Below are 23,793 nucleotides of genomic sequence, written 5' to 3' on the forward strand. Positions count from 1 at the left end.
ACGGCTAGGGTATGCTGGTGGGCAGTGAGCAAGTTTCCCACCTCTTCTTTTGAGGAGAGAATATGCCGGAACCGGAATCCTCCTCAGCCCACATTCTGGTGATCGAAGATGAGGCCAAACTGGCCCGTTTCCTGGAAACTGAGCTGACCTATGAGGGGTATCGGGTCAGTGTGGTCGGCGATGGCACGGCAGGGTTGGCGGCAGCCCGCGACCAGAACCCCGACTTGGTGCTGCTGGACTGGCTGTTGCCCGGGATCTCGGGGTTGGAAGTTTGTCGGCAACTGCGCTTGATGGGCAGCCGCGTGCCCGTGGTACTGATGACCGCCGGTGATGAGGTGGCAGATCGGGTGGCAGGGCTGGATGCCGGCGCGGATGATTACGTAGTGAAACCCTTTAGCCTTCAGGAGTTGCTGGCGCGGATACGGATCTATTTGCAGCACCCCAAGGGATCCCGTGACGGTCGGTTGGTGTTTATGGATTTGACGCTGGATCCAGTGACGCGGCAGGCGAGCCGGGGAGGGCGGCAGGTGGAGCTGACGGCCAAGGAATACGACCTGCTGCGCTACTTGATGGAACACCCCCGCCAGGTGCTCAGCCGCCAACAGATTTTGGAGCATGTGTGGGGCTATGACTTTACGGGCGATTCCAACATCATCGAGGTCTATATCCGCTACTTGCGTCTCAAGATCGAAGGCCCAGGAGAGAAGCGCCTCATCCAGACGGTGCGCGGGGTAGGCTACGTGTTGCGGGACTAGAAGCGCGACTGAGGCCGACATCCCCCAGAAGAATGGCCTGGGCAGCCTGAGGGGGATCGCTGCTGTGGCAAGATCGGGAAGAATGGATCCCTATCGAGGTGCGGGAACGGCTGCTCAAAACTGGAGCAAAGAACCCGGAGAGGATTTCGTCCTGCTGGCAGGTGAGGTTGATGGAAGCCGACTGCTGGAACTGAATTGGGGGATTTTGGGGTGCAGAGGGTGTTGTCGATGAATCCATGGAGTGCAGGTCTGCTGGGCCTTACCTTCAGCTCACCGGGAGAGTTTGTCTTCCGTTTTCCCCCCGAAACCCCTCTGGTAGGTGGGCTGGGGCTGCGCTGGTACGGCCTGCTGATGGCTATTGCCGTGTTGGTCGGCCTGCTCCTGACCAAAGCCCTGGCAGAGGCTCGCCATTTGGAGAAAGAGCCCGGCAAGGCCAGCGAACGGGTCGAGATCCTAGCCCTGTGGCTGGTGGTGTCCGGGTTTCTGGGCGCCCGCCTCTACTACGTCCTCACCCACTGGTCGGAGTTCAGGGACGATCCCCTCTCGGCCTTCGCCATCTGGCGGGGAGGCATCATCATTCACGGTGGCGTGCTGGCCGGCGCGCTTGCTCTTTACCTCTATTGCCGCGCCACCGGGATCAACGGCTGGAAGTACGCCGATGTGCTCACGCCAGGGTTAATTTTGGGCCAAGCCATCGGGCGCTGGGGCAATTTTTTTAACTCCGAGGCCTACGGGGCCCCCATTCTCCCCGACAGCAGATGGCCCTTGCGGGTGTACATCCCGCCCCAAGCCCGCGAGCCGCAATACAGCCAGTTTGAGTTTTTTCACCCCATCTTTTTCTACGAAAGCGTCCTCAACCTGGTTCTGTTTGCCCTCTTGATGGGGATGTTCTGGCGCTTTCCCAAACTCAAAGATGGCACCTGGGTTTGGACCTATGTCGTCGGCTACAGCTTAATTCGCATCCCCTATGAAATCTTGCGCGTCTCGGCGGTGGCCTATCTGCCGGGAACCTCCATCAAGGCTGCCTATGTGGCCAGCGCTGTAGGCCTAGTGCTTGGGATTGGCATGCTGATCTACATGTACCGGCTGCGCTTCGACCCCGATTTGGAGCAATTGGCCGCTTGGCTGGCCGAACGAGCAGGGCTGGAGCTGGGAACAGCCGCAGATCTTGTGCAGCGGGCTTGGGCCATCCAGCAAAAGCACCGCCGCGCCGACTTGCTGGATCGCGTTACTCTGGCCATGCCCCACTTTCCAAGCACCCTTGCCCCCCATCTCTCGCTGGGCCAACGGGAGCTGTTGATACGGCAACTGTTCTGCCGTCTGGAAGGCCGGGATCCCGCTGGAGAAGGGCTTCCCCAGGCAAGTTAGCGCTGTCAATCCCAGCAAGCGCGAGTTAGGCTCTCTTCATAATAGAGAGGGGATCCAGGAATCCAAAGCAAAAGCACCTAGGCCAACAGGCTGCGGGCCAGCAAGCCCAACCCCGCTCCAGCCATCACCAACAGCCACGTGGGCTGCCGGAAGCGCAGCAGGGCGATCAAGGCCGCCCCACCGATCCCCAAGGCCATCAACGAGGCTGCTGTTGTTTCTTGTAGCAGCGCCTTTTGGGCCAGAGGCACTGTGGCTGCGGCAACCGCCCCCAGCGCGGTTGGGGTGATGGCTTGCAGGAATCCCTTCACCCAAGCGTTGCGCCGTATGCGCAGCAACAGCGGTGCTGCCAGCAAAATAAAGGCAAAAGAAGGGGCAAAGATCGCCACCGTCGCCGTCAGCGCCCCCAACACCCCCGCCACCTTGTAGCCGATGAAAGCTGCCGTCAGCACCACCGGGCCGGGGGTAAACTGCCCAATGGCCACCCCATCCAAAAACTCCGCTGGCGTCAACCAGCCCAACTGATCCACCACTTCGTCGGCGATGAAGGGAATGATCACCAACCCTCCCCCGAAGATGGCACTGCCCACCTTGAAAAAAAACAGCGTCAAAGGCCAGAAGTAAGTGCCAATGCGCTCCAGCCCCCAAAAGCTGCTCACGGCTAGGGTTTCTGGCGGAACCGCGGCCCCCACCGTCTGGGCCAACATCAACACCGGCCCCGGCAGCAGAGCTGGGATCCCTGGCAAAGGGCTCCTTGGCCCGTAGAGCACCAACCCCACCAGCGCCGCCAGCCCAAACAACACCAGGATGTTCACCCCTCTTAGCAGCAGAGCAAAAGCCGCCACCGCGATCAGCCCCCGGCTCCAGTCTTGCACCGCCTTGCGGCCCAGCTTCCAGCAAAAGGCCAAGACAATGGCGATTACCACCGGGGCCACCCCAAAAAATAGCCCCTCTAGCTGTGGCACCCCCTGAAAGCGAAAATAAAGCCAAGAAAAAATCACCTCGATCACAAAAGCCGGCGCGATGAAGCAAAAGCCCGCCAGCACCGCCCCCAACCAGCCTGCCCGCACATAGCCAACATAGATCCCCATCTGGGTAGAAGCCGGCCCCGGCAACAGTTCACACAGGCCCACCCCTTCGGCAAATTGCTCCTGGCTCATCCAGCCCCGCCGGATCACCGCCTCATCGTGTTGCATGGCAATGTGAGCTTGTGGGCCGCCAAACCCCAGGGATCCCAGCCGCAAGAACACCGCAGCAATTTCCTTTAGTCGCGTCGAAAGAGGGGGCAAGGGATCGGGCAGACCACTTGCCACCCCAGGAGACTGGCCGGGAGAGGACTGAGGAGACATCGCCAAGGCTTGGCACCCGCTTATCCTGGCATCCAATGGTTGGTTACGTCGATCCCTAACTCCCCTCTCCCTCAGGGAGAGGGGCCGGGGGTGAGGGTCGTTCCTCAGGGAGAGGGGCCGGGGGTGTTCGCGCTAGCGGCGCGGAGCGCTTGGGTCGTTCCTCAGGGAGAGGGGCCGGGGGTGAGGGCAGCGGCGCAGAGCGCTTGGGCTAGCCGGCTAAGTTGTCGAGTTGCTCTAGTTGGGATAAATGCGCAAGCGGCGGTTGGGCTCTTCCCCAAAGCTTTGGGCCCGCAGGTGATAATGTTCCACCAACTGGTGTTGGAGCTTGCGGATCAGAGGCGAACGGGGCAAAAGTTCCACCGGCTGAGACTTGGGAATGACGATCTGCTCCACTGCCAGGCGGGCCTCTTCCAGAGCTTCCGTTTCGTCGCCCGAGCTGGCGCGAATGAACAGCTCCAGGTCGGAATCAGATCCGTCTTCGCTTTCGATGTTGAGGATGTGGCGCAGGGCGCGGGCCAGGGCGATCAAAGTATTGGCCTTAACAGTATGAATCGGGATCTGGCGGGAGTGGGCCAGTTGCTGGATCTTGGAGCGGCTGCGCACCTGGGATCGCAAAGCCAAGACAATATCTGCCCCATCCAGGTCTTTGGTGACCTCCGCCGGCAGTTTCAAAGTCTGGATCACCTGCTCCAGATGGAAGCGGCTCACTCCGTAGGGGTAGATCATCAGCGGCTCATCCGGATCCCACTGCCGCTCTGCTGGAGCCAGAGCGGATCCCTCCCAGTCCAAATCTTCTTCCTCTTCGGCTGCTCCGGATTCAGCCACGACCTGAACCGCAGGATGGGATCCCGCCGGCGTCGGCGGGACAGCGTCCTCCCGCTTGTCCAAGAGCAGGCTTGGCTCTCCTCGCTGTCGCGAACAACCTTCGAGCGGTTCTGATCGCGTTAGCGGGACGGAGTCCTTGGGCAGAGCTTCCATCCGTCCAGAGCGCCGCCATCCACCTCGCTCCCGTGCTGCACCTGCAGGGGGCCATTGGGGGCCGGCTAGAGCCGGGCGCTCGATCACCACCTGGCCGTGTTCGTCCAGGCTGCGCGTTTGGGTCAGGGGCTCGCGGTTGCGCAGGAGGCGATCCACGGTGGCGGCCACATCTTCATGGATGACCCAGCGGGATCGCTCCAGCATTTCGACGGCAATCTCAAACGTGGGTGGGGCTTTGCGCTCCAAGACACTCTTTTGAGAGCCCCGTCGCCGTGCCTCCTCATCTCCCAAGGTGACGGATTGGATCCCGCCTACCAAGTCCGAGAGGGTGGGATTTTTGATCAGGTTGTCGATGCGGTTGCCGTGGGCGGTGGCCACCAGTTGTACCCCCCGTTCGGCGATGGTGCGAGAGGCCAAGGCTTCCAATTCGGTGCCGATCTCGTCGATGACCACCACCTCGGGCATGTGGTTTTCCACAGCCTCGATCATCACCTTGTGCTGCAGCTCTGGGCTGGCCACCTGCATCCGTCTGGCTCGGCCAATACCCGGGTGGGGCACGTCGCCATCGCCGGCGATCTCATTGGAGGTGTCGATAATAACCACTCGTTTGCCCAGCTCATCCGCCAGCACGCGGGCAATTTCCCGCAAAGCCGTGGTTTTACCCACCCCCGGTCGGCCCAGCAACAGCATGGAGCGACCCTGCTCCACCAAGTCGCGGATCATGCTGATGACGCCGATAACGCAGCGACCCACCCGACAGGTGAGACCGATGATCGTGCCTTGGCGGTTGCGAATGGCACTGATGCGATGCAGGGTAGAGGCGATGCCCGCCCGGTTGTCACCGCTGAACTCTCCAACCCGACTGATCACTTGATCCAAGTCGGCTCGGGTGATCACCTCTTCTGAGAGGTAATCGGCAAAGCCAAGGAAGCGGGCTTCGGGGCGGCGACCCAAATCCATCACCACTTCTACCAATCGATCCAGGTGGGGATGCTGCTCTAGGCGCTCGCGAATCGGAGCCGGCAGGATATCCAGAAGTTTGCTCAAGTCGTCGCTGTATTGAACCTGGCCGGGAAAGCCAGTGTGTTCGCGTAAGCGGTGCGGATCCGCCAACGGATTTGGGGTTGAGGGCTGTGCGGGAAAACTCATGGCTGAGCAAGGTCACTAAACGCAGGAAAAACAGGTTTGTTTGCAAGCAATGGATCGCCGCTTCACTTGCTGCACCAACTGCTTGGCCAACGGGATCCCCGCCGCCAATCCAGGATTGCATCCTGGCTCCGCTGGGCTCGGCCCTTCCAGATGGGCCGCTACCAACTGTCGTGCGTAGCTGCCAAAGGCCACCCCCGCCACCGGCCAATCGGGATCCAACAGCGACACCGTTTGGGCATTGGTTCCGCCCGCCAGTTGCACATAGCCGGGCAAACCCATGGCCAGCACCTTTTGGGCCAACTTCAGGGTGGCTTTGCCGGTGCCAGCGCCAATATCGCCACTCATGGGCCGGCCATCCACCTGCCAGATCAACACCTCCGGCAAGGGATCCATCAGGGCCAGCAGATCCCTCAAGTAGGCCTCCAGGCCCGGGCCATCGTTAAAGCTAATCGAGATTGCCTGGAGGTGAGGTAGCCAGGGCTTCAGGGATCCCCACAGTTGCTCGAATGACCTCTGACGACCGATGCAGGTGTGGATCTCCACTGCCTGAATGCCCAACTCGAGCAAAGGCGGCAACACCTCTGCCAAAGCAACTTGATAGCCGCAGGTGGCAATGCGCCGGTGGGGGCAAACCGGCTCACAGCGCCCACAGCCATAGCACAGCTCTGCCTGAATGTGGACTTGGGCAGGAAGGGCTGCCTGTGTCAAAGCATGGGGAGGACAGACGGCCAGACACGGCTGGGGGCAGTCGGCAGGACAGACCGGAGCCGTCAGCACCGCCTTACGGAAGTGCACATCTTCCCCGTCATTGACACTGACCATCACCCAAGGGGAGCGCGCCCGGGGATCTTCGGCTTGGGCCCATTGGATCCCTTGTTGAGCAGCCCGCACAATGGCGGGATCGGCAGCGACGTCAATGCAATCTGCCCCAGCCAGCGTGTAGAGAAAAGCCAGCTCGCGAACCGAGGGCAAGTGGTGAAAACTTGCGCCACAGATCAGCTTAAACCAAGTACCCTGTTGCAGCGAGGCGGTTGGCAAGGTCACAGGTGAGAGAAGCCGCTAGCAGGATGGTTCTGAGCTGCAGGCCATCTATCTGAGATGGTAGCAGAGAATTTTCCAGGATCCTGAGAAGATGCTCAGGCGCTTTGCAGAGGTTGCCAGCGAATGGAGCGCTCTCGGCCCAGCTCCACGACAAATTTGACCCCCTTGTCTTCCCGGCTCAGCTTCACCAGGTAAGAGAGTTCCTGTTGGCTGAGCACATGCCCCTCGTAAAACCAAAACACCAATCCTTTCGCCTTCGCGGGCAAGGTGGCTCGATACTGCTCGATCAACGCCGGGAAAAAATAGGTGCGCCGCTCCGATTTGCCCAGCGTGGCAGGCCGTACCCCATGACTGCACGTCAAATAGCTCGCCAGATCTCCGATTCCTTTGCTGGAGAGCGTGACCACCTCATACCCGGCTCCGCGCAGCCGCCGCAGGTAATGCCCTTCGGATCCCCCTTCTGGGGTCACAAAGATGGCCAGAGCCCCAGATTGCTCCAGTTGCTGCACAAACCGTGCGCCTGAGCCGACCAGCAGCATAGGAAGAACTCCATTACTCGTCTAGAGTTGGACAAGCAGCTTGCTCGAGCTTAATTGTAACGGGATTACGCCTCAGGCTGAGGATAAAAGCTGCCGATAGAACCCATAGATGGATACCTGCTCAGCTTTCGGGAAGAGGGGAAAAGGACTGGACACTCCCCCGGTTGGAAACCGGAGGCTTTACGCGGCTGTTCGTAAAGAAGAAGAGTTAAGATAAAGACAATCTGCTGGCAATCCTCCAACAACAGCCAGCGGACAAAAGCGGACGGATCCCCCTCAGCCAAGTAGAGAACGGGTTGGCGATGGCTCCTTCCGCTGTTTAGACGGTGAGGATGGATGAACCTCTCATGCGACGACGCAAGCTATTGACTTTGACCGTGGCTGGGTTCATCCCAGGATCCCTTAGCTTGGTAGGAGAGCAACGAGCAATGGCTCAACAGACCTATCCCGTCACCAAAACCGATGCCGAATGGCGGCAACTGCTCACCGAAGAGCAGTACTATGTGCTGCGCCAGGAGGGCACGGAGCCTCCTTTCCGCAATGCCTACTACGACAACAAGGCCGCAGGCATTTACGTCTGTGCCGGCTGTGGGCAGGAGCTGTTTTCCTCGGCAGCCAAGTACGACAGTGGCACCGGTTGGCCCAGCTTTTGGGAGCCGATTGCTCCCCATGTGATCGGTACCAAGACGGATTGGAAGTTGTTCGTGCCCCGCACAGAAGTGCACTGCTCTAACTGCGGTGGGCATCTGGGGCATGTGTTTCGGGATGGCCCCCCGCCCACGGGTTTGCGCTACTGCATGAACTCTGCTGCCCTCAAGTTCATTCCGGCCACCACCTAGAAACCCTCTTGGCTCCGGACAGAATTGAGCCGCCTGTCTGGGTGAACTGATGTCCGACTACACCTTCCTGGATGCCGCTTCGATTTTGCTGCGGGAGGGCCTGGAGGCTCTCCTGGTGTTGGTGGCGCTGCTGGCGCTTTTGGGCAAGAGCGGGCAGTCGGCTCAGCAGCGCTGGGTGTGGCTGGGAGGATCCGCAGGCTTGCTGGCAGCGGTGATGCTGGGTCTGCTGGTGAAGCTGTTTTTCCAGCAGTTGCTCACCCACACGCGGCAAGAGGTGCTGGAGGGGATCACTGGGCTGGTGGCGGCAGGCTTGTTGTTTTCGGTCAGCCTTTGGTTGCACCGCCGGGCTGCAGTGGCTTCTTGGCAAACCTTTGTGCAAGAACAAGCGCAGGCGGCACTGGCCACCGGCCAGGTTTTTTCTTTGGCTTCCCTGGCGTTTATGGCGGTGTTTCGCGAGGGGGCGGAAACGGTGTTGTTTTATGTGGGGTTGGCCCCCGCCCTGCCGGCAAAAGAATTTTGGCTGGGGATCGGACTGGGATCCCTGATGTTGGTGGGGGTGGCGATCCTGCTGCTGCAGGTGGGGCTGAGATTGCCGCTGCGAGCTTTTTTCCGGGGCCTCAGTCTGCTGGTTTTCTATTTGGGCTTTAAGTTTCTGGGTAGTGGCCTGCACGCTTTGCAGGTGGCGGACTGGCTGCCGGTCACCCCTCTCATCGGGATCCCAAAGTTGCGCTGGCTGGGCCTGTATCCCACTTGGCAGACGCTGCTCCCCCAACTGGTGCTGCTGGCGCTAGCCTTTGTCTTGTGGGTTCGGGCTCATTCGGCCCAAAAACTTTCTTCGTGAAAAGACGCTCCTGCAAAGGCGGTGGGGATCCCATCGACCTTCTGGAGAGTTCCGATCCTAGCTTCGATGGATGGCAGCCAAAAGTGGCCTTCTAGCCGCGAAGGGCAAAGCCTACCGGCAAGGATCCGGCAGGCTGGTGAATCTGGCTAGGGATCCCCAGCAGCAAGCCCCGTCGATCGCTACGCAATCAACCGAGATCATCTGCAGGGCTCCCAGGAACTAGGTGTCGTAAACCCGGCACTCGACGGCATCTGGGTTTTCGGCGCAGTGCTGCTCCAGGCTGCTGGGAGTTTTGGGCTGGTGGCTGCGGGCTGCCAGCACCTCCTCAACGGCATCCCAAGCGGCACGGCAGTGGGGATCCCCTTCGCCGTACTCAGAGCAGACGTTGCGAGCATTTTCCAGTTCTTTGGCGATGACTTCAGACAGTCCCATGGTCTCAAGGCTCCTTTAGACTAGATGGGGCCGATGGCCCGCTGGATAGCCGATTGACGCAGGTCAGCAGGGATCGGATGTGGCTGAGGATCAACTGGTGGGAACCAGCCAATCCAAGTGGGGAATGAGTCCAGGATAATGACCCTGTGTCAATCGAATTGAACACGTGCATACATTACCTATTCTAGACAGGGGCGCCGGCGAGGTGCAGCCACCCTTTTGCGATCTCTTTGGGATCGCAGGGATCCCTTAGGCGTCAAACAGTTGCCCGATTTGTTGCCGCACCTGCTCTGGGGATCCCTGATAGCGCACCCGTCCTTCGGAGAGGAAAATTACTCCGTCCGCCCACTCCAGTTCCGCCAGCCGATGGGTGACCCAGAGGGCGGTGATGCCCTCTTGATCCACCAGTTGACGGATGCAGCGCAGCAACTCCGCCTGGCTATCGGGATCCAACAGAGCGGTCGGCTCGTCCAAAAGCAGCACTTCGCTGCGTCGGGCCAAGGCCCCCGCCACCGCCACCCGTTGCTTCTGTCCGCCGCTGAGGCCGTGGATGGGCCGGCGGATCAGGTGCTTGAGTCCCACCTGTTCCAAGGCTGTTTCCACCCGCCGGTGAATTTCCGCCCAAGCCAGAGCCTCTGCCCCCAAGCCAAAGGCCACATCGGCCCCCACTGTGGGCATGAACAGTTGGTGATCCGGGTTTTGAAACACATAGCCCAGCCGACCACAAATTTCCAGGTGACCTGAAAGAGGCTGGGGATGGGTCAGGGATCCGGACAACAGTTGTAACAGGGTGGACTTGCCGCTGCCATTGGGCCCCAACAGCATCCACAACTGGCCCTTGGGAATGGCAAAACTGCACCCCTGCAAGACCGGCGGACGTTCCGGCCAGGCAAAGGTCAAGCTCTCCACCCGAATGGCCACCTCAGACATGGGGATCCCTGGCGGTAGAGAGAAAAGAGCCGTCCTCAGCCTTGCAACTGGGCCAAAAAACCGGGACGGGCTCCCATGGGGCTGGCGCCACCCGACTTAGAGGTCATTTGCACACCACACAGCTCGCCGGTGAGCAGGAACACCTTTTTGCCGGTGCGGTCGCAGGTCAGCTCCAAGCTCTGAGGGGAGCCGTTCTGCAAAGCATTGACTATGCTTTGGTAGGCCCGGTTGGCCGCTTCCTCCTCTTTTTGGTGGACAACGATGGGGGCAGGGTTCCCTTTCAGAAGCAATTCCAGAGTATACATGGCTGACCGTTGCGTAGTGGGCCGTGGATAGGGGACGCCATCCTTTTCCAGTATTGCAGGTTGAGCCAGGGTACCGGCAGGATCAAAAAATGACGGGGGAACTTCCCTCGCCAGCTTAGGCCAAGCTCCCGCCGAGAAAAGGCAGCAGGCTGATCAGCAACAGGCCCAAGGTGGCCAGGGATCCGGCCAAAAAGGAGAGGGATCGCCCGATGGGGATGTCAGCGATGTAGAAGAAGTTGTAGAGCAGCCGTGCCAGCAGAAACACCCCACACAGCACAGCTACCCCTTCGTCGCCGCTGAGGCCAAAAGACCAGGGATCCGGGTGAGGGCCGGTGATGTAGGCGATCAACGCCGCTGAGGCAAACATCCCAAAAGTCTCAAACCCGTTGGCATGGGCCCAGGTGGCCCGCTGGCCGTAGGGGGGTAGCCTATCGAACATAGCCCGAGGCGCATGCAGGTCGTAGCCGACGCGGGCCCGCGCATAGCCCACCACCCCCATGGGCAAGTAGACCAAGAGCATGGCTGCCGCGATGGAGAAGAGGGGAACGGCTGCGAGAGGAAGACTTGGCAACATACAGACAGGCAGAAGAGTGGAAAAAGCCCGACTTGGGTAGGGGCTACTGCTGAGAAAAATAACACCCAGACGATTATCCTATCGGACTTGCGGCCTGAGCAGAAGCTGGAATGCTCGACCTAGGAGATCCTGCGGATTTGTCGGCGGCGCTCCTCATATTCAGCGCGGGTGATCAAGCCTTGCTGCAACTGACTTTGCAACTGCTGCTCGGGATCCCGGACTTCCCGATCTTGCGCACTGGTCCAGTCCAGCTCGATGAGATCCCGGTTGAAGCGAAAATCGAAGTCCTCATTGGTCATGGTGAGCAACCATAGCCCTTCCAGCAGGCAGAGCGCTCGTAGCCCATAGCTGAGGATCTGCAGGGGAATAGAGGGAACCAACACCATCAGCCCCACCAGCAAGTACACCCAGCCCCAGCGCTTGTGGCCCATGTAAAAACGCTGCAGCCCTGGGATCAGCACCCCCAGCACTGCCAGCCAGCCGGCTGCCTCGCGAACCAAGCGCTGACGTTTTTGAAGAGGGGTATCGGAGCCCTCGCTCTCGGCCATACCCTGCCCCACCTACACGTGCCACCAGGCTAGCGCAGTTTCCCAGGGCTTGGCAGAGGGGGAGGGAACACCAGCTCCAGGTTGGGCAAGCAACTGCCGCGTATACTTGATGGGGGCAGATCGGAGGGCAAAGATGGCAGAGCGGGAGCTGGCGGTGGCGATCCTGGCAGCGGGCAAGGGCACCCGCATGCGGTCGCAATTGCCCAAGGTGCTGCACAAGCTGGGATCCCTGTCTTTGATCGAGCGGCTGCTGCGCACGGTGCTGACCTTAAAGCCCCAGCGCTGTTTGGTGATCGTGGGTTACGGGCAGGAGCAGGTGCGACAGACCCTGCGGGAGTACCCGGTCGAATTTGTGGAGCAGGCCCAGCAACTGGGCACCGGACACGCGGTGCAGCAGCTTCTACCCGTCCTGGACGATTTTCAGGGGGATCTGCTGGTGGTCAACGGGGATGTGCCTCTGTTGCGGGTGGAAACCCTGCAGGCGCTGGTGGAACGCCACCGCCAAGTCCAGCCGGATGTGACCTTGCTCTCGGCTCAGGTGGTGGATCCCTATGGCTATGGGCGGGTGTTTTGCGATGCTCAACAGCGGATCCTGGAGTTGGTGGAAGAGCGGGACTGCACCCCGGCCCAACGGCAAAATCGCCGCATCAACAGCGGCGTCTACTGTTTCCATTGGCCGGCCCTGGCCCGGGTGCTGCCGAGTTTGGAGCGGAACAACGCCCAGCAGGAGTACTACTTAACCGATGCCGTCAAGCGGGTGAGCAAAGCCATCGCCCTGGATGTTGCCGACCCGCAAGAAATTGTGGGCATCAACGACCGCCGCCAACTGGCCCAGGCCCACCAGATTTTGCAGGATCGCCTCAAGGAAGCTTGGATGGAAGCCGGGGTCACCTTTGTGGATCCCGAGAGCAGCAGCCTGGAAGAGACGGTGGAATTGGCCCCCGATGTGGTGATCGAAGCCCAAACCCACCTGCGCGGGAGGTGCCGCATCGGGCCGCGCACCCGCCTGGGGCCGGGCAGTTGGATCGAGTCCAGCACCATCGGCTCCGATTGCCACATTCTCTACTCGGTGGTCAGCCACAGCCAGATTGGGGATCGCGTCTGGGTAGGCCCCTACGCCCATGTGCGTCCCCACAGCCAGATTGGCGACGGCTGCCGCATCGGCAACTTTGTGGAAGTTAAAAACACCCAGATTGGCTCCCACACCAACGCCGCCCACCTGGCCTACCTGGGTGACGCCAAGCTGGGATCCCAGGTCAACATCGGCGCCGGCACGATCATCGCCAACTACGACGGCCAGCAGAAGCACTTCACAGAAATCGGCGATCGCAGCAAGACCGGCGCCAACTCGGTGCTGGTGGCCCCCCTCAAGGTGGGATCCGATGTCACCATTGCCGCCGGCTCCACCATTCCTGCCCGCTACCCTGTGCCTGACGACTGCCTGGTGATTGCCCGTGCCTACCCGGTGGTCAAGCCCGGCTGGCGACCGGGGAGCGCTGCTGCTGAGCGCCAACAGCCTCTACCCACGGGATCCCTCAAGATCTACCCCCTACGCCTGCTGCCCGGCCAAGACCTCAAGCAGGAGCTGGAGCGCTTTGCCCGCCAACAACCTTTGCAGGCAGCCTTTGTCCTCAGCGCCGTCGGCAGCCTCAGCCAAGCCACCCTGCGCCTGGCTGACCAAACAGAGGATCACCTCTTGTCGGAATGCCTGGAGATCCTGTCCCTGAGCGGATCCCTGTGCCCGGACGGCGTCCATCTCCATCTGGCTGTTGCCGATGCCCAAGGCCGAACTTGGGGAGGGCACCTGCGCCCTGGCTGCCTCATCTACACCACCGCCGAGATTGTCCTTGCCGACAGCCTGGAGTACCGCTTCTCCCGTCAGCCGGATCCGGCCACCGGCTACTTGGAGCTGCACATCCAAAAGGTGGCAGAAGCAACCCCGCCCTCTCCCCAGAGGGCAGATGAGACAACGGCGGGGATCCCTTCTTGCCCGCCGTGAGCCGCGAGCGGCTGTAGATAGACGGTATAATGGCCAACATCTAGCATTGAGTCATCAGCACCTCGTTTGGCAATCAAGGGTTGCTGAATAAACTCGGCGATTGGGGGTACCCGGCCATGCCCCGAATGACCACTGCAGATGAGCTGCTGGCAAACTATGCCGCCGGCGAGCGCAACTTTCAAGAATCCAACCTGGTGGGCGTGGATCTGGTACGCGCCACCCTGCAGGGGGTGAATCTGAGAGGGGCCAACCTTTCCTTTGGCAAGCTGAGCGGGGTTAACTTGCAGGAGGCGGATCTGCGTGGAGCCGATCTCAGCTCCGCCAACCTGATGGGGGCCAACCTGCGCGGTGCCAACCTTTGGGAAGCCAACCTCATTGGCGCCGATCTCAGCTTTGCCGATTTGCGGGAAGCCAACTTGCACGGGGCCTACCTGTGGGAAGCCAAGTTAACCCGTGCGCAACTGCAGGGATCCGACCTGAGCGGGGCAAAAATAGGCGGAGCGGTGCTGACCGGTGCCGACCTAAGCGGCGCCATCCTGCCCGATGGCACAGTGCGGCCCTGGCCTGCTCCGTCGGCCAGCAAGGCAGAATAGAACTGTTGCGACGGGATCCCTCATGTTGCTGCTGTTCCACTTGGTCTTGACGGTGCTGCTGGCTTTGGGAGTGGCAGTCCTGGCCGGACAAAACCCCACTCCCCTGACCGTCCATTTTTTAATGTGGCGCTCGGTGGAGCTGCCGCTGGGATTGCTCATCGCCGCGGCCATCGGCCTGGGGCTGTTGACGGCGGGGCTGGGCTCTCTTCTTTGGCCGGGGCGCAGTTTTTCTCTGACTGCCCGCCAGCTCCAGGAACGGCTGCAGCAACTGGAAAGGCAGGATCAGCCGCCTGCCTAGAGCGCCATCTTGCGGGAGTTGCCCTGGCCTTTGGGGTTTGAGTCCGGGATCCTGTCCGATTTGGGTAGGTTATCCGGCTGCCGGGTTGGCGCACGCCTTTAAGATAGGGCGTAAGCTGAGAAAGGATCCTTATGGCACCAGCGGCGCAAGCACGAGTAACCACCATGCCTCATTCTCAAGCTTCTTCTCCGAACACCTTCCCCGAAGATCCCCGCGCCCTGCGCAAGGCTCTGCGCAGCTCCAGCACCTACTTTGCCAAGGGGTTTGAGGAGCACAAAGACCAGGCCCAACGGGAGCTGCAAACCACCTACAAAAGCCCTCTGGTGGAGCAGATCCGCGCCCAGTCTTACCGCTATCAACAGGGGGATATCACCATCCATCTGGCCAAGGCGTTTGGCTTCTGCTGGGGGGTGGAACGGGCGGTGGAATATGCCTACGAGGCGCGGCGCCGCTTTCCGGATCGCCAGATCTGGATCACCAACGAGATCATCCACAACCCTCTGGTCAACCGCCACCTGCAGGAGATGGGGATCCGCTTTGTGGAAAAAGGCCCCGACGGCAACAAGGACTTTTCCCAGATCCGGCCCGAGGACGTGGTGATCTGGCCTGCCTTTGGGGCCAGCGTATCGGAGATGGCGTTTTTCCGGTCGCAGGGCAATGAGATCGTCGATACCACCTGCCCCTGGGTGTCCCGCGTCTGGAACCAGGTGGACAAGCACCGCGCCGCCCAATTCACCTCTGTCATCCACGGCAAGTACAACCACGAAGAAACCGTGGCCACCAGCTCCTTTGCCCAAAAATATCTGGTGGTGCTGAACCTGGAAGAAGCGCAATGGGTCGCCCGCTACATTTTGCAAGGCGGAGATGCGGCAGAATTTCGGCGGCGCTTCGGCAAGGCCACCTCTCCCGGCTTCGATCCGGATCGGGATCTGGAGCGGATTGGCATCGCCAACCAAACCACGATGCTGGAAGGGGAAACCCGCGCCATTGCCAAGCTGTTTGAGACCACCATGCTGCGCAAATATGGCCCCCAGGAGCTGGACAACCACTTCATGAGCTTCAACACCATCTGCAACGCCACCCAAGAACGGCAGGACGCCATGTTCGAGCTGCTGGAGCGGCCCTTGGACGTGGTGGTGGTGATCGGCGGGTTCAATTCCTCCAATACCACCCACCTGCAGGAAATTGCCCTGGCCAAGGGGCTGCCCTCTTTCCATATCGATGGCCCCGACTGCATCCAACCCCCCAACCGCATCCGCCACAAGCCCCTCCACCAAGACCCAATTGTTACCGAGGGTTGGTTACCCGATGGGCCGGTGCAGATCGGCATCACGTCTGGCGCCTCTACCCCAGACCGGGTTGTGGAAGCGGTGATTCTGCGCATCTTTGCCCTACGTGAAGAACCCCAGCGGATCCCTAGCTAACTGTGTGATGACGGGATCCCTTTCCTCTTCCCCCTAGAGCCACTTTGGCGTGCTCACCACCCTTTTTCAGGTTTATCTCCCCCTGCTGGGCTGGACGCTGCTGGGGTTTGTCCTCCAGAAAAGGCTGCCCACCGGCTGGAAGCGTTGGCTGGATCCCCACGTTCTGGGCCGGTTCATGTTCTGGGTGGGGGTGCCCCTGGGCACAATTGGATTTATCCAGAAGGCGGATCTCTCCGGCCAGATCTGGGTGGCCCCTTTGGTCTGCTGGCTGGCAACCGGGCTGGGGTTTGCCCTGGCCAACGCCTGGCTAAGATGGCAACACCATGCCTGGCAGGGAAAGAACGAGCGGGATCCCTGGCTTTGGAGCAGAGCACGGCGAGGAAGTTTTTATCTGGCGGCCACCTTGGGGAATAGCGGCTATTTGGGTTACCCCATCTGTCTGGCGGTGGCCGGGAGCGCCTACTTCGGCTGGGCTTTGTTCTACGATTTGTTGGGTACGCTCTTTACGGCCTATGGGCTGGGGGTGTGGGTGGCCAGCCGCCACAGTCCCTCTCGCCCTCGTCCCCGGCAAACAGCGATCCGACTGCTGAGCAGCCCCACCCTTTGGGCCTTCTTTGTCGGCTTGGCCCTGGCTCGCCAACCCCTGCCGGGGTGGCTCTCTCAAGGCTTGGTTGCCTTTGCCTGGAGCACGATTCCCCTGAGTCTGATCATCTTGGGAATGCGGCTGGCTCAAGTGAAGCGCTGGGGATCCTTTTTCCCTGCCGCAGTGGCCCTCTCGATCAAAATCCTGCTCGTGCCTCTTTTGGTAGGGATCGGCCTCGCCTTTACCCCTTATCCATCCTTGGCCAAGCTGGTGCTGACCCTGCAGGCGGGCATGCCCCCCGCTATCGCCACCCTGGTGCTTACGGAAGAATACAATCTGGATCGGGAGCTCACCGTAGCCGCCTTGGCCGTGGGCTACTTGGCGGCTCTGTTCACCTTGCCCCTTTGGCTGTGGTTATGGGGATTCTAGTAGGCCAAGTGAGAGAGGGTCTGCTCCAGGTAGCGATGCACCAGACGATCCAGCTCCGCCTCCTGGCTGGGCAGCTCCCGCCCCTGCAGCCATCCTCGAAACCCTGAGCTTTCCACAATGGCCTGCCGCAACGGCTTCCAGACGGCTTGCTCGCGCAGGGCTGCATCGGGTCTGAGAGTAGAACTGGTCATGAGAGGAAAGAGAAGAGGGTGAACAGGAGTGATTCACCTTCAGAATAGCTTGGATCCCGGTTGGCTTTGGCTACCTAGGATACAAATCTCCCCTCTCCCTCTGGGAGAGGGGCCGGGGGTGAGGGTCATCCCTCTGGGAGAGGGGCCGGGGGTGTTCGCGCTAGCGGCGCGGAGCGCTTGGGTCATCCCTCTGGGAGAGGGGCTGGGGGTGAGGGCAAAGAGCCCACAAGCCCAGGGATCCCTAAACAAACAATTGGCTGCGCTGTTCGACCCGCAAAGTTGGCCCCAAGGCATTGAGCAGCGAGACGCCGTAGCTACGGGTAATGATGCGGCTATCCAAAATGGCCACCCATCGGGTCGGCGAGCTGGAGTCTTGGCCCGCATGCAGGTTTTGCCGCAGGGGCGCGACGGCCCGTTGCAACTGGGCAGCGGCCACCGGCAAAAGGTACTGACGGAACCAGTCCTGCTGAGTGCGTTGCAGATGGTGCACCCGTCCGGCCACCCTGGGATCTTCCACAGAGGGAAAAGGCAAGGTGACGATGGCCAGCAGCTCCGGGCAGGGCAGGCTGGCCTTGTGGTGCAGCCAGTGGAGCCAGTCGCAGACCAAGATCCCTCTTTCTCCCGGAGATAGGCTGTTCACCCGCACCCGCGAGCCGAATTCGGCGGCCAAAGCCGCACCCACCTGTGCCTGCAGGGGCCGATCCGATACCAACACCGCCACAAAGCCTTGCGTCTGAGGGATCAGCTTTTTCAGCTCTTGCAGCAGGTGATCTCGAAATAGAGGGTTGTTGGGCAAAGGCAGGCGCGGCAAGTAGAGGCAAAGCTCCGCCTCGCCGGAACGTGACCAACTTTCGCCTGAGGCAAATCGCAACGGCGTCAGATCCGGCAAGCCCAACCGTTGCCGATAGGTTGCTGCCTGACGATCCAGATCCAGCGCTTCCCCAATAATGACCACCGGCTGTGTGGCCCAAATGGGTGCCAGCCGATCGTGCAGAGCTGTCGGGCTGTGGTGAAGGGTGAGGCGACCGGTTTCTCGGTCGGTTTCCGCCCACCAGATCCAACTGGAAACAGGATCCCTGAGCCGCCGGCGGATCTGATCCCAAGGATCCGGCAACCAGCCGGGGTAGCCCACCAGCAAAGACAGCGCAGCATCCAGGTGAACCTGTTCATCCGCATGCAGCAGGCAGCGGCAAAGCGGTCGCCGCAAAAGCCGCAGAGCCAAATTGACCTGCGCCTGAGAAAGCTGCTCAGCTTCGGCGGGGAAGATCTGCCGGAGCTGCTGCCAGTGGCTGGCTTCCAGGGTCACCGTCAGCGCTTGGTAGGCCCAATCTTCCAAGTCTTCGGCTCCATCGAGGATCAGAGGGATCCCCGTTGGCACTTCCGAGGTATCTTTTCTCAGGCGAGCCTGCAGCCAATCCAGGGGATCCACCAACAGCAGCCCCCGAAAATCGGGCTCCGGCCAGCGGTCTTTTTGCAGGACGGGCTTGTGCAACTGCAGGGTCTGTTGTAGCCAGGGGATCTCTTCCCCCAAGATTTGCGCCTGCACGGGCGCCGGAGCGCAGAGCAACGTGGCATCCGGCCACATCAGAGCCGGCAGCAGATAACTGAGGCGGTGCTGGCCCCCAGCAGGCACCTGAATCAAGGTGCTGCGACCCAACCGCAGCCCCCGCGCCACCATGCGGGCCATCGTCAACTGATGGGGCCACACAGCTTCGGGAGACTGCCGCAAAAGCTGCCGCAACTGTTGGTGAACCTCAACTTCGATCACAATCAGTACACCGGGGGTCTGCCACAGACGATAGGGTGAACTAGCCTATTCTAGGGTAGGAAAGAAAGCCAAATCCTATCTTTGGGGTGAGCGATGTCTGTCACACGGACGGGATCCCTGCTGTTGGATCGCTCTGACTGGGGCCGCCTGCGCCTGCAAGGATCCCCGGGCTTGGATTATTTGCACAGCCAGAGCACGCAAGATCTGAAAGCCCTTAAGCCCGGCCAAGGGGCGGATACGGTTTTCGTGACCTCCACCGCCGGCATTCTGGATTTGGCAACGGTGTACGTGGAAGAAGCAGACTGCTGGATCTGGACTTCACCCCAGCGGCGCAGCCTGCTGATGCAGAATTTGGGGCGTCTGTTGCCCTTTGTGCGGGGGGCAAAGTTGGAAGATGAGACCGACCAGACCTTTGGCTTTGGGTTAATCGGCCCGCAGAGCCAGGCCCTCTTGGAGCAGGTGGTGGGCCCAGAAGGGATCCCAACCAGACCTTATGAGCACCGCCGCGTGGAGATCCAAGGGATCCCTGTCCATCTGGCTTGTGGCACGGGCCTTGCCCAGCCGGGATTTACCCTCTGGGGGGCTAGCGAACACAAAGCTGCCCTTGCCGAGCGCCTGCTCCAAGCCGGAGCGGAGCTGGCCCCACCTGAACTTTGGGAAGTCCTGCGCCTGGAGGCCGGTCGCCCCGCCGCCGACCGAGAACTCACCCCCGACTACAACCCCTTGGAAGCTGGTCTGTGGCACGCCATTTCCCTCTCCAAAGGGTGCTACATCGGCCAGGAAGTCTTGGCCAAGCAAGTGACCTACAAACGCATCCGCCAAACTCTGTGGGGGATCCGCGTCCAAGGAGAAGTCCTGCCCGGCACAGCGATTTTGCGGCAGGGGGAAAAGATTGGGCTGCTGACCAGTGCCGGCCCCGCTGCAGCGGGATCCCTGGGATTGGGATATGTGCGCACCAAGTTCGAGCCTGCCGAAGGCTTGCCAGTGGAAGTAGGCCCTGTGCCAGGGATCCTCACCCGCCTGCCCTTTCTGAGCTTTCCGCCTGTTGTTTAACCTTCGAGGAGTTCAGCGGGGAGCTCCAAGTCCCGCGCTCTGCCCAAACAGTGAACGTCGAGATACCTGGACTCTGGCATTCCCCCTGGCACGCTAGGCCAACAAAGGGGTTGAGCCAGACTACATAGTCATTCAAATAGCAATGAAACCTTTCTCTACGTCGTTACTGCCGCGCAACGCTGTCGCGAACGCGCAGCTCCCCTCTCCCTCTGGGAGAGAGGCTGGGGGTGAGGGTGTCCCTCTGGGAGAGGGGCTAGGGGTGAGGGGCCGTTGGTTTACCAACTGCGGGGCTACCCAAAGCCCGCACTCATGCTGACGCCTAGAGTGCGGGTAGTTTACTTGCTTCCCCTGCTCGCCAACCCGGCGGGCGGCGGCTCGAATGGTGGGATTGGGCGGGTTGGGAAGTGCCCCGGGACAGCTAAGGGAAACTCCATCGTTGGCAATGGCCGGAAAAGCCCAACAGGGATGTGGGAAAGCCGGCGCCGTACCGCTTGCAGTCGGTGACGGGAGAATGTCACGATTGTTTTTAGGATCGTTCGGGTTGACGCGGGGCAGCAAGTGAGCTGGACATGGCTATAAAAGAAGAGGTTTTTTTTGAGGGTGGCCCTCACAGTGGCGATTTGGTGTTGAACTCCTTCATCGGGGCCACGCTGGTCGGCCTGCCTTTGTTTGTGGGAGCACTGGTGCGCAAGCTCTGGGTACACTACCGGATTACCAGTCGCCGCATCACGGTGATCGGCGGCTGGGGCGGCAAGGAGCGCTCTGACGTGATCTACAGCGAGATCGCCAAGGTGGTCATCGTGCCACGGGGCTTGGGCGTCTGGGGAGATATGGTGCTCACCCTCAAGGATGGCAGCCGCTTGGAGATGCGGGCCCTGCCTCGCTTCCGCGAAATTTACAACTATATCAACGAGCGGATCGACGAAAAAGCCAAGCAGGTGAGCGGCCCGATTGGCCAAAAACGCCGTCTTGTCAAGTCCTGACCGTGCCTATCCCTTCCCGTGGCCGTCGTCCCCACTCTCCCAAGCCGGGATCCTGCCTGGCCTGAGCGCCTGGCGCTGGTGCACGAGTACCTGATCTGGCCAGGAGGATCGGAAAAGGTTTTGCAGGAGCTGCTGACCTTTGCTCCGCAGGCACCTCTGTACGTCAGCCTTTTTTCGGCTCACACTTTGCCGCCGACTTGGCAGAAGCTGTCGATTCACACTTCTTTTCTGCAGGGCTGGGCCAGGTGGCTGGGGGTGCTGCGCCGCAACTACCATGGTCGCCTCAAGTATCTGCTGCCCTGGATGCCCTTGGCCTACGAGAGCTTCGATTTCTCCGCCTATGACTGTGTGATCTCCAGCAGCCATGCCTTTGCCAAAGGGATCCTGACAGGGGCCTCAACGCTGCACCTGAGCTACATCCACAGCCCCACCCGCTATCTCTGGGAAAACCGGGAACTCTACCTGGAACGGGCGGGGATGCGGGCCCTACGTCCTACTTATGCGATCAGCCAATGGCTTTTGCACCGCTTGCGCCAGTGGGATTTTGTGGCGGCCCAACGGCCAGATCTGTTGATCGCCAACTCGCAGCACATCCGCCGCCGCATCGCCAAGCTCTACCGCCGCGAGGCGGTCGTTATCTATCCGCCGGTGCCGCTGCAGGGGTTCGAGCCGGTGGCGGATCCCAGAGCCGACTACGACCTGGTGGCGGGGCGGTTGGTGCCCTACAAACGGGTGGATCTGGCCATTGCGGCCTGTGAACGGCTGGGCCGCCGCCTGCTGATCGTGGGGGAAGGGCCGGAGCTGCCGCGACTTCAGCAACTGGCAGGGCCACGAGTCGAGTTTTTACCCCACCAGCCCCAAGACCGTCTGCAGGAGCTGCTGGCCCACTGCCGGGTGCTGCTGTTCCCGTGGGAGGAAGATTTTGGCCTGGTGCCGGTGGAGGCACAAGCCTGTGGCCGCCCCGTGGTCGCTCTCGACCGAGGCGGCACCCGCGAGACCGTCGTCCACGGCCAAACTGGGATCCTCGTTCCCGAGGCTAGCGTGGAAGCGTTGGTGGAAGGGCTGCGCCAGGCAGATCGTCGGGAATGGGATCCGCAACAGATTCGCGCCCACGCCCTGCAATTTGCCCCGCAGCGATTCCATGCCCAACTGGGATCCCTGCTGCGCTGGGCCTGGCCCCGTTTTCAGGCGGGAGAGCCGCTGCATCCCCGAGAATGGAGCGCTTAGTAGAGCCGCCGCTGCACAAAAGCCGGCAACTCGATGCGGCTGCGACTACCCCCTTCTCCCCCGGCCCGTGCAGAGGCCAAGGCGGAGCGTCTTAGGAGCTTTTCCGCCCGATCCTGCCGTTCCTCGAGGGTCAGAGTCGGGATCCCGCCGGCGGGCGTTCTCCCAGTTGTGGGGCGGACGGTGGTTGGGGAGGGAGCAGGCTGCTCAGGCGCCCGTTCCTGGTCGGGCCAGCGGTGCGCAGCACCAACCGGACGGCCAGACCTGGCCTCGACAGCCGCAGGTTGAGAGGGAGCCGACTGCCGCAGGGCGGCCAGTTGCTCCTCCAGCTCCTGGTTACGCTGCAGCAATAGGGCCACCTCTTTTTCCTGAGTTTGCGCGTAGGCGTGGGCCTGCACACACTCGGTTTTCAAAGCCATCACCTGCTGCTGCAACTTCTCGATCTGTTTTTGGCTGACCAGATGGTGGGCCTCGGCCAGTTCCCGCCCTCGCCGGAGTTCCTCCAGGGTTTCTCGGGTGGGTCGCTGGTCCAGCTCTTGCATAAGCTGATCCCGCTCGGCCCGCAGGGCGTCGAGCTCACGGGTGAGAGCCCGCACCTGCTCTTCTAGGGTTAGGATCCGCTGGGCCTGCAGAGGCTCTACCTCGCCGCTGGGATCCACCGGGGCTGCTGCCGAGGGTGGCTCTTGGCGCAAGGCCTGGAGTTCTGCTTCCAGCCTGGCAATTTGCTGGGCCTGCTCCGCCTGCCGCTGCTGGCTCTGCTGTAACTCTTCCAGGAGAGTGGCCCGCTCCGCTTTGGCAAAAGAGGCTTGTTGGCGCAGGTGCTCCAGCTCCGCTTGCAGGCGCGCCCACTGCTCCGGGGTAGGGCGTTCCTCCAACTGGCAAATCTGCTGCCGGGCCGTGGCCAGCTCGGCCTCGAGGTGGGCTTTTTCGCCCTCCAGATGGGTTTGCAGACGTTGCCACTCCGCTTCGGCCTGGCGGTGGGCAGCTTCCAGCTCCGTCCGCAGGGTTTCCAATTCCTGGGCAGAAGGCCGACCGGCCAGCTCCTGGATTTGCGCCTGCAACTGCGCCTTTTCCTCTTCCAGCTCTTGTACACGGAGCTGCAATTGGGCTTGTAAAAGCTGCACCTGCGGCAACTTGACGGCGTATTCCGCCAATTGGCCGGCCTGCTGTTTCAGCTCCAGGAGCTCCTGCTGCAGTTGGTAAAAGCGGGCCGGATCGACGCGCCGCTGCAATTCTGTCTTGAGGGTTTCGATTTCCGTCTGGCTGGTTTGCAACTGCTGCTGCAGAATGTGGTAGTGCTCCAGCGTTGGACGGCGCTCCATTTCCCACAGGAGATTCTGCAGTTCTTCGATGTGCTGTTGCTGCAGTTGAAAAGCCTCTAGGGTAGGACGTTGTGCCAGCCGCTCTCGCTCTTCTTGACACGCCTGCAAAGCTTGATCCCGCTCTTGAATCTGGGCCTGCGCTTCCAGCAGTTGACGTTCCAAGCGATGGGTACACTCAATCTGCTGCAACGACAGCGCCTCCGATTCTGCCAGGGATCGCTCCAGGCTGCGCACCCGCGCCCGCAAAGCCTTTAGCTCCTCTTCCCCTTCCATGACCACTG

Annotated in this window: 24 protein-coding genes and 1 pseudogene; 13 read left to right on the forward strand and 12 right to left on the reverse strand. The window is 61.1% G+C overall.

Annotated features, from left to right (window positions below; genetic code table 11):
• The first annotated feature begins 62 nt into the window (after window positions 1–62).
• Both NW862_RS01055 and lgt read left to right on the forward strand, forming a co-directional pair.
• Complete coding sequence (locus NW862_RS01055) at window positions 63–755, forward strand: response regulator transcription factor (RefSeq protein ID WP_414333655.1); 693 nt, start codon at window positions 63–65, stop codon at window positions 753–755.
• A 228-nt stretch (window positions 756–983) separates the two neighbouring features.
• Window positions 984–2,123: a prolipoprotein diacylglyceryl transferase gene (gene lgt, locus NW862_RS01060; protein WP_414333653.1), complete on the forward strand. Its 1,140-nt coding sequence runs from the start codon at window positions 984–986 to the stop codon at window positions 2,121–2,123.
• A gap of 77 nt (window positions 2,124–2,200) precedes the next feature.
• On the opposite strand, the gene chrA is transcribed toward lgt, so the two are convergent.
• From chrA to ndhN, 4 genes are all read right to left on the reverse strand, one after another.
• On the reverse strand, window positions 2,201–3,469 hold the full coding sequence (chrA, locus tag NW862_RS01065) for a chromate efflux transporter (protein ID WP_414426844.1): 1,269 nt from the start codon (window positions 3,467–3,469) through the stop codon (window positions 2,201–2,203).
• 234 nt (window positions 3,470–3,703) lie between these two features.
• Window positions 3,704–5,596: a R3H domain-containing nucleic acid-binding protein gene (locus NW862_RS01070; RefSeq protein WP_414333649.1), complete on the reverse strand. Its 1,893-nt coding sequence runs from the start codon at window positions 5,594–5,596 to the stop codon at window positions 3,704–3,706.
• Between the two features lie 15 nt (window positions 5,597–5,611).
• The gene (locus NW862_RS01075) at window positions 5,612–6,640 is read right to left on the reverse strand and encodes an LdpA C-terminal domain-containing domain (RefSeq protein ID WP_414349114.1); all 1,029 of its coding nucleotides are present in this window, start codon (window positions 6,638–6,640) and stop codon (window positions 5,612–5,614) included.
• 92 nt (window positions 6,641–6,732) lie between these two features.
• The gene (gene ndhN, locus NW862_RS01080) at window positions 6,733–7,176 is read right to left on the reverse strand and encodes an NAD(P)H-quinone oxidoreductase subunit N (protein ID WP_414333646.1); all 444 of its coding nucleotides are present in this window, start codon (window positions 7,174–7,176) and stop codon (window positions 6,733–6,735) included.
• 428 nt (window positions 7,177–7,604) lie between these two features.
• Between ndhN and msrB the strand changes: the two genes are divergently transcribed.
• Both msrB and NW862_RS01090 read left to right on the forward strand, forming a co-directional pair.
• Entirely contained in the window at window positions 7,605–8,015 is a 411-nt protein-coding gene (gene msrB, locus NW862_RS01085) for a peptide-methionine (R)-S-oxide reductase MsrB (protein WP_414333661.1), read from the forward strand.
• Window positions 8,016–8,064: 49 nt separating this feature from the next.
• The gene (locus tag NW862_RS01090; RefSeq protein ID WP_414333644.1) at window positions 8,065–8,856 is read left to right on the forward strand and encodes an FTR1 family iron permease; all 792 of its coding nucleotides are present in this window, start codon (window positions 8,065–8,067) and stop codon (window positions 8,854–8,856) included.
• A gap of 219 nt (window positions 8,857–9,075) precedes the next feature.
• Here NW862_RS01090 and NW862_RS01095 read toward each other — a convergent pair whose 3' ends face one another.
• The 5 genes from NW862_RS01095 to NW862_RS01115 all read right to left on the reverse strand — a co-directional run bounded on the left by NW862_RS01095 (window position 9,076) and on the right by NW862_RS01115 (window position 11,645).
• Window positions 9,076–9,288, reverse strand: a complete 213-nt coding sequence (locus tag NW862_RS01095; RefSeq protein ID WP_414333643.1) for a CP12 domain-containing protein — start codon at window positions 9,286–9,288, stop codon at window positions 9,076–9,078.
• 249 nt (window positions 9,289–9,537) lie between these two features.
• Complete coding sequence (locus NW862_RS01100) at window positions 9,538–10,218, reverse strand: energy-coupling factor ABC transporter ATP-binding protein (protein WP_414333641.1); 681 nt, start codon at window positions 10,216–10,218, stop codon at window positions 9,538–9,540.
• 35 nt (window positions 10,219–10,253) lie between these two features.
• Complete coding sequence (locus NW862_RS01105) at window positions 10,254–10,523, reverse strand: hypothetical protein (protein WP_414333639.1); 270 nt, start codon at window positions 10,521–10,523, stop codon at window positions 10,254–10,256.
• A gap of 115 nt (window positions 10,524–10,638) precedes the next feature.
• Window positions 10,639–11,097, reverse strand: a complete 459-nt coding sequence (locus NW862_RS01110; protein WP_414337694.1) for an MAPEG family protein — start codon at window positions 11,095–11,097, stop codon at window positions 10,639–10,641.
• A gap of 119 nt (window positions 11,098–11,216) precedes the next feature.
• Window positions 11,217–11,645: an SHOCT domain-containing protein gene (locus tag NW862_RS01115; RefSeq protein ID WP_414336251.1), complete on the reverse strand. Its 429-nt coding sequence runs from the start codon at window positions 11,643–11,645 to the stop codon at window positions 11,217–11,219.
• Window positions 11,646–11,778: 133 nt separating this feature from the next.
• Between NW862_RS01115 and glmU the strand changes: the two are divergent.
• The 6 genes and pseudogenes from glmU to NW862_RS01145 all read left to right on the forward strand — a co-directional run.
• Window positions 11,779–13,128: pseudogene (gene glmU, locus NW862_RS01120) on the forward strand (bifunctional UDP-N-acetylglucosamine diphosphorylase/glucosamine-1-phosphate N-acetyltransferase GlmU); the annotation flags it as partial.
• Window positions 13,111–13,644 carry a PPC domain-containing DNA-binding protein gene (locus NW862_RS01125; RefSeq protein ID WP_414333659.1) on the forward strand — a complete coding sequence of 178 codons (534 nt, stop codon included), beginning with the start codon at window positions 13,111–13,113 and terminating at the stop codon, window positions 13,642–13,644. The pseudogene glmU and the gene NW862_RS01125, both read left to right, overlap by 18 nt.
• A 125-nt stretch (window positions 13,645–13,769) precedes the next feature.
• A complete protein-coding gene (locus tag NW862_RS01130) occupies window positions 13,770–14,237 on the forward strand; it encodes a pentapeptide repeat-containing protein (protein ID WP_414333636.1) in 468 nt (155 codons plus the stop codon).
• A 22-nt stretch (window positions 14,238–14,259) separates the two neighbouring features.
• Window positions 14,260–14,535 carry a lipopolysaccharide assembly protein LapA domain-containing protein gene (locus tag NW862_RS01135; RefSeq protein ID WP_414333634.1) on the forward strand — a complete coding sequence of 92 codons (276 nt, stop codon included), beginning with the start codon at window positions 14,260–14,262 and terminating at the stop codon, window positions 14,533–14,535.
• A gap of 164 nt (window positions 14,536–14,699) precedes the next feature.
• A complete protein-coding gene (locus NW862_RS01140) occupies window positions 14,700–15,959 on the forward strand; it encodes a 4-hydroxy-3-methylbut-2-enyl diphosphate reductase (RefSeq protein ID WP_414333632.1) in 1,260 nt (419 codons plus the stop codon).
• A 49-nt stretch (window positions 15,960–16,008) separates the two neighbouring features.
• Window positions 16,009–16,971, forward strand: a complete 963-nt coding sequence (locus NW862_RS01145; RefSeq protein WP_414333630.1) for an AEC family transporter — start codon at window positions 16,009–16,011, stop codon at window positions 16,969–16,971.
• Here NW862_RS01145 and NW862_RS01150 read toward each other — a convergent pair.
• The gene (locus NW862_RS01150) at window positions 16,968–17,162 is read right to left on the reverse strand and encodes a hypothetical protein (protein WP_414333628.1); all 195 of its coding nucleotides are present in this window, start codon (window positions 17,160–17,162) and stop codon (window positions 16,968–16,970) included. The genes NW862_RS01145 and NW862_RS01150 overlap by 4 nt on opposite strands.
• 241 nt (window positions 17,163–17,403) lie before the next feature.
• Window positions 17,404–18,930 carry a hypothetical protein gene (locus NW862_RS01155; RefSeq protein ID WP_414333626.1) on the reverse strand — a complete coding sequence of 509 codons (1,527 nt, stop codon included), beginning with the start codon at window positions 18,928–18,930 and terminating at the stop codon, window positions 17,404–17,406.
• A 93-nt stretch (window positions 18,931–19,023) separates the two neighbouring features.
• Between NW862_RS01155 and NW862_RS01160 the strand changes: the two genes are divergently transcribed.
• The 3 genes from NW862_RS01160 to NW862_RS01170 all read left to right on the forward strand — a co-directional run bounded on the left by NW862_RS01160 (window position 19,024) and on the right by NW862_RS01170 (window position 22,193).
• Window positions 19,024–19,983, forward strand: coding sequence for a YgfZ/GcvT domain-containing protein (locus NW862_RS01160; protein ID WP_414333624.1), 960 nt, complete (start codon window positions 19,024–19,026; stop codon window positions 19,981–19,983).
• A gap of 569 nt (window positions 19,984–20,552) precedes the next feature.
• Window positions 20,553–20,966 (forward strand): PH domain-containing protein, encoded by a 414-nt coding sequence (locus NW862_RS01165; RefSeq protein WP_414333622.1) that lies wholly within the window; start codon window positions 20,553–20,555, stop codon window positions 20,964–20,966.
• An 18-nt stretch (window positions 20,967–20,984) separates the two neighbouring features.
• The gene (locus NW862_RS01170; protein WP_414333620.1) at window positions 20,985–22,193 is read left to right on the forward strand and encodes a glycosyltransferase; all 1,209 of its coding nucleotides are present in this window, start codon (window positions 20,985–20,987) and stop codon (window positions 22,191–22,193) included.
• On the opposite strand, the gene NW862_RS01175 is transcribed toward NW862_RS01170, so the two are convergent.
• A complete protein-coding gene (locus NW862_RS01175; RefSeq protein WP_414337705.1) occupies window positions 22,190–23,785 on the reverse strand; it encodes a hypothetical protein in 1,596 nt (531 codons plus the stop codon). The genes NW862_RS01170 and NW862_RS01175 overlap by 4 nt on opposite strands.
• Window positions 23,786–23,793 lie beyond the last annotated feature (8 nt).

The organism is Synechococcus sp. H55.8 (assembly GCF_047462375.1).
Classification (GTDB): Bacteria; Cyanobacteriota; Cyanobacteriia; order Thermostichales; family Thermostichaceae; genus Thermostichus.

What these genes read in the sequence shown, in the direction of transcription:
- NW862_RS01055 (WP_414333655.1), top strand. Translation starts at nt 63, where the DNA reads ATGCCGGAACCGGAATCCTCCTCAGCCCACATTCTGGTGATCGAAGAT.
- lgt (WP_414333653.1), top strand. Translation starts at nt 984, where the DNA reads ATGAATCCATGGAGTGCAGGTCTGCTGGGCCTTACCTTCAGCTCACCG.
- chrA (WP_414426844.1), bottom strand. Translation starts at nt 3,469, where the DNA reads ATGTCTCCTCAGTCCTCTCCCGGCCAGTCTCCTGGGGTGGCAAGTGGT.
- NW862_RS01070 (WP_414333649.1), bottom strand. Translation starts at nt 5,596, where the DNA reads ATGAGTTTTCCCGCACAGCCCTCAACCCCAAATCCGTTGGCGGATCCG.
- ndhN (WP_414333646.1), bottom strand. Translation starts at nt 7,176, where the DNA reads ATGCTGCTGGTCGGCTCAGGCGCACGGTTTGTGCAGCAACTGGAGCAA.
- msrB (WP_414333661.1), top strand. Translation starts at nt 7,605, where the DNA reads ATGGCTCAACAGACCTATCCCGTCACCAAAACCGATGCCGAATGGCGG.
- NW862_RS01090 (WP_414333644.1), top strand. Translation starts at nt 8,065, where the DNA reads ATGTCCGACTACACCTTCCTGGATGCCGCTTCGATTTTGCTGCGGGAG.
- NW862_RS01095 (WP_414333643.1), bottom strand. Translation starts at nt 9,288, where the DNA reads ATGGGACTGTCTGAAGTCATCGCCAAAGAACTGGAAAATGCTCGCAAC.
- NW862_RS01100 (WP_414333641.1), bottom strand. Translation starts at nt 10,218, where the DNA reads ATGTCTGAGGTGGCCATTCGGGTGGAGAGCTTGACCTTTGCCTGGCCG.
- NW862_RS01105 (WP_414333639.1), bottom strand. Translation starts at nt 10,523, where the DNA reads ATGTATACTCTGGAATTGCTTCTGAAAGGGAACCCTGCCCCCATCGTT.
- NW862_RS01110 (WP_414337694.1), bottom strand. Translation starts at nt 11,097, where the DNA reads ATGTTGCCAAGTCTTCCTCTCGCAGCCGTTCCCCTCTTCTCCATCGCG.
- NW862_RS01115 (WP_414336251.1), bottom strand. Translation starts at nt 11,645, where the DNA reads ATGGCCGAGAGCGAGGGCTCCGATACCCCTCTTCAAAAACGTCAGCGC.
- NW862_RS01130 (WP_414333636.1), top strand. Translation starts at nt 13,770, where the DNA reads ATGACCACTGCAGATGAGCTGCTGGCAAACTATGCCGCCGGCGAGCGC.
- NW862_RS01135 (WP_414333634.1), top strand. Translation starts at nt 14,260, where the DNA reads ATGTTGCTGCTGTTCCACTTGGTCTTGACGGTGCTGCTGGCTTTGGGA.
- NW862_RS01140 (WP_414333632.1), top strand. Translation starts at nt 14,700, where the DNA reads ATGCCTCATTCTCAAGCTTCTTCTCCGAACACCTTCCCCGAAGATCCC.
- NW862_RS01150 (WP_414333628.1), bottom strand. Translation starts at nt 17,162, where the DNA reads ATGACCAGTTCTACTCTCAGACCCGATGCAGCCCTGCGCGAGCAAGCC.
- NW862_RS01160 (WP_414333624.1), top strand. Translation starts at nt 19,024, where the DNA reads ATGTCTGTCACACGGACGGGATCCCTGCTGTTGGATCGCTCTGACTGG.
- NW862_RS01165 (WP_414333622.1), top strand. Translation starts at nt 20,553, where the DNA reads ATGGCTATAAAAGAAGAGGTTTTTTTTGAGGGTGGCCCTCACAGTGGC.
- NW862_RS01175 (WP_414337705.1), bottom strand. Translation starts at nt 23,785, where the DNA reads ATGGAAGGGGAAGAGGAGCTAAAGGCTTTGCGGGCGCGGGTGCGCAGC.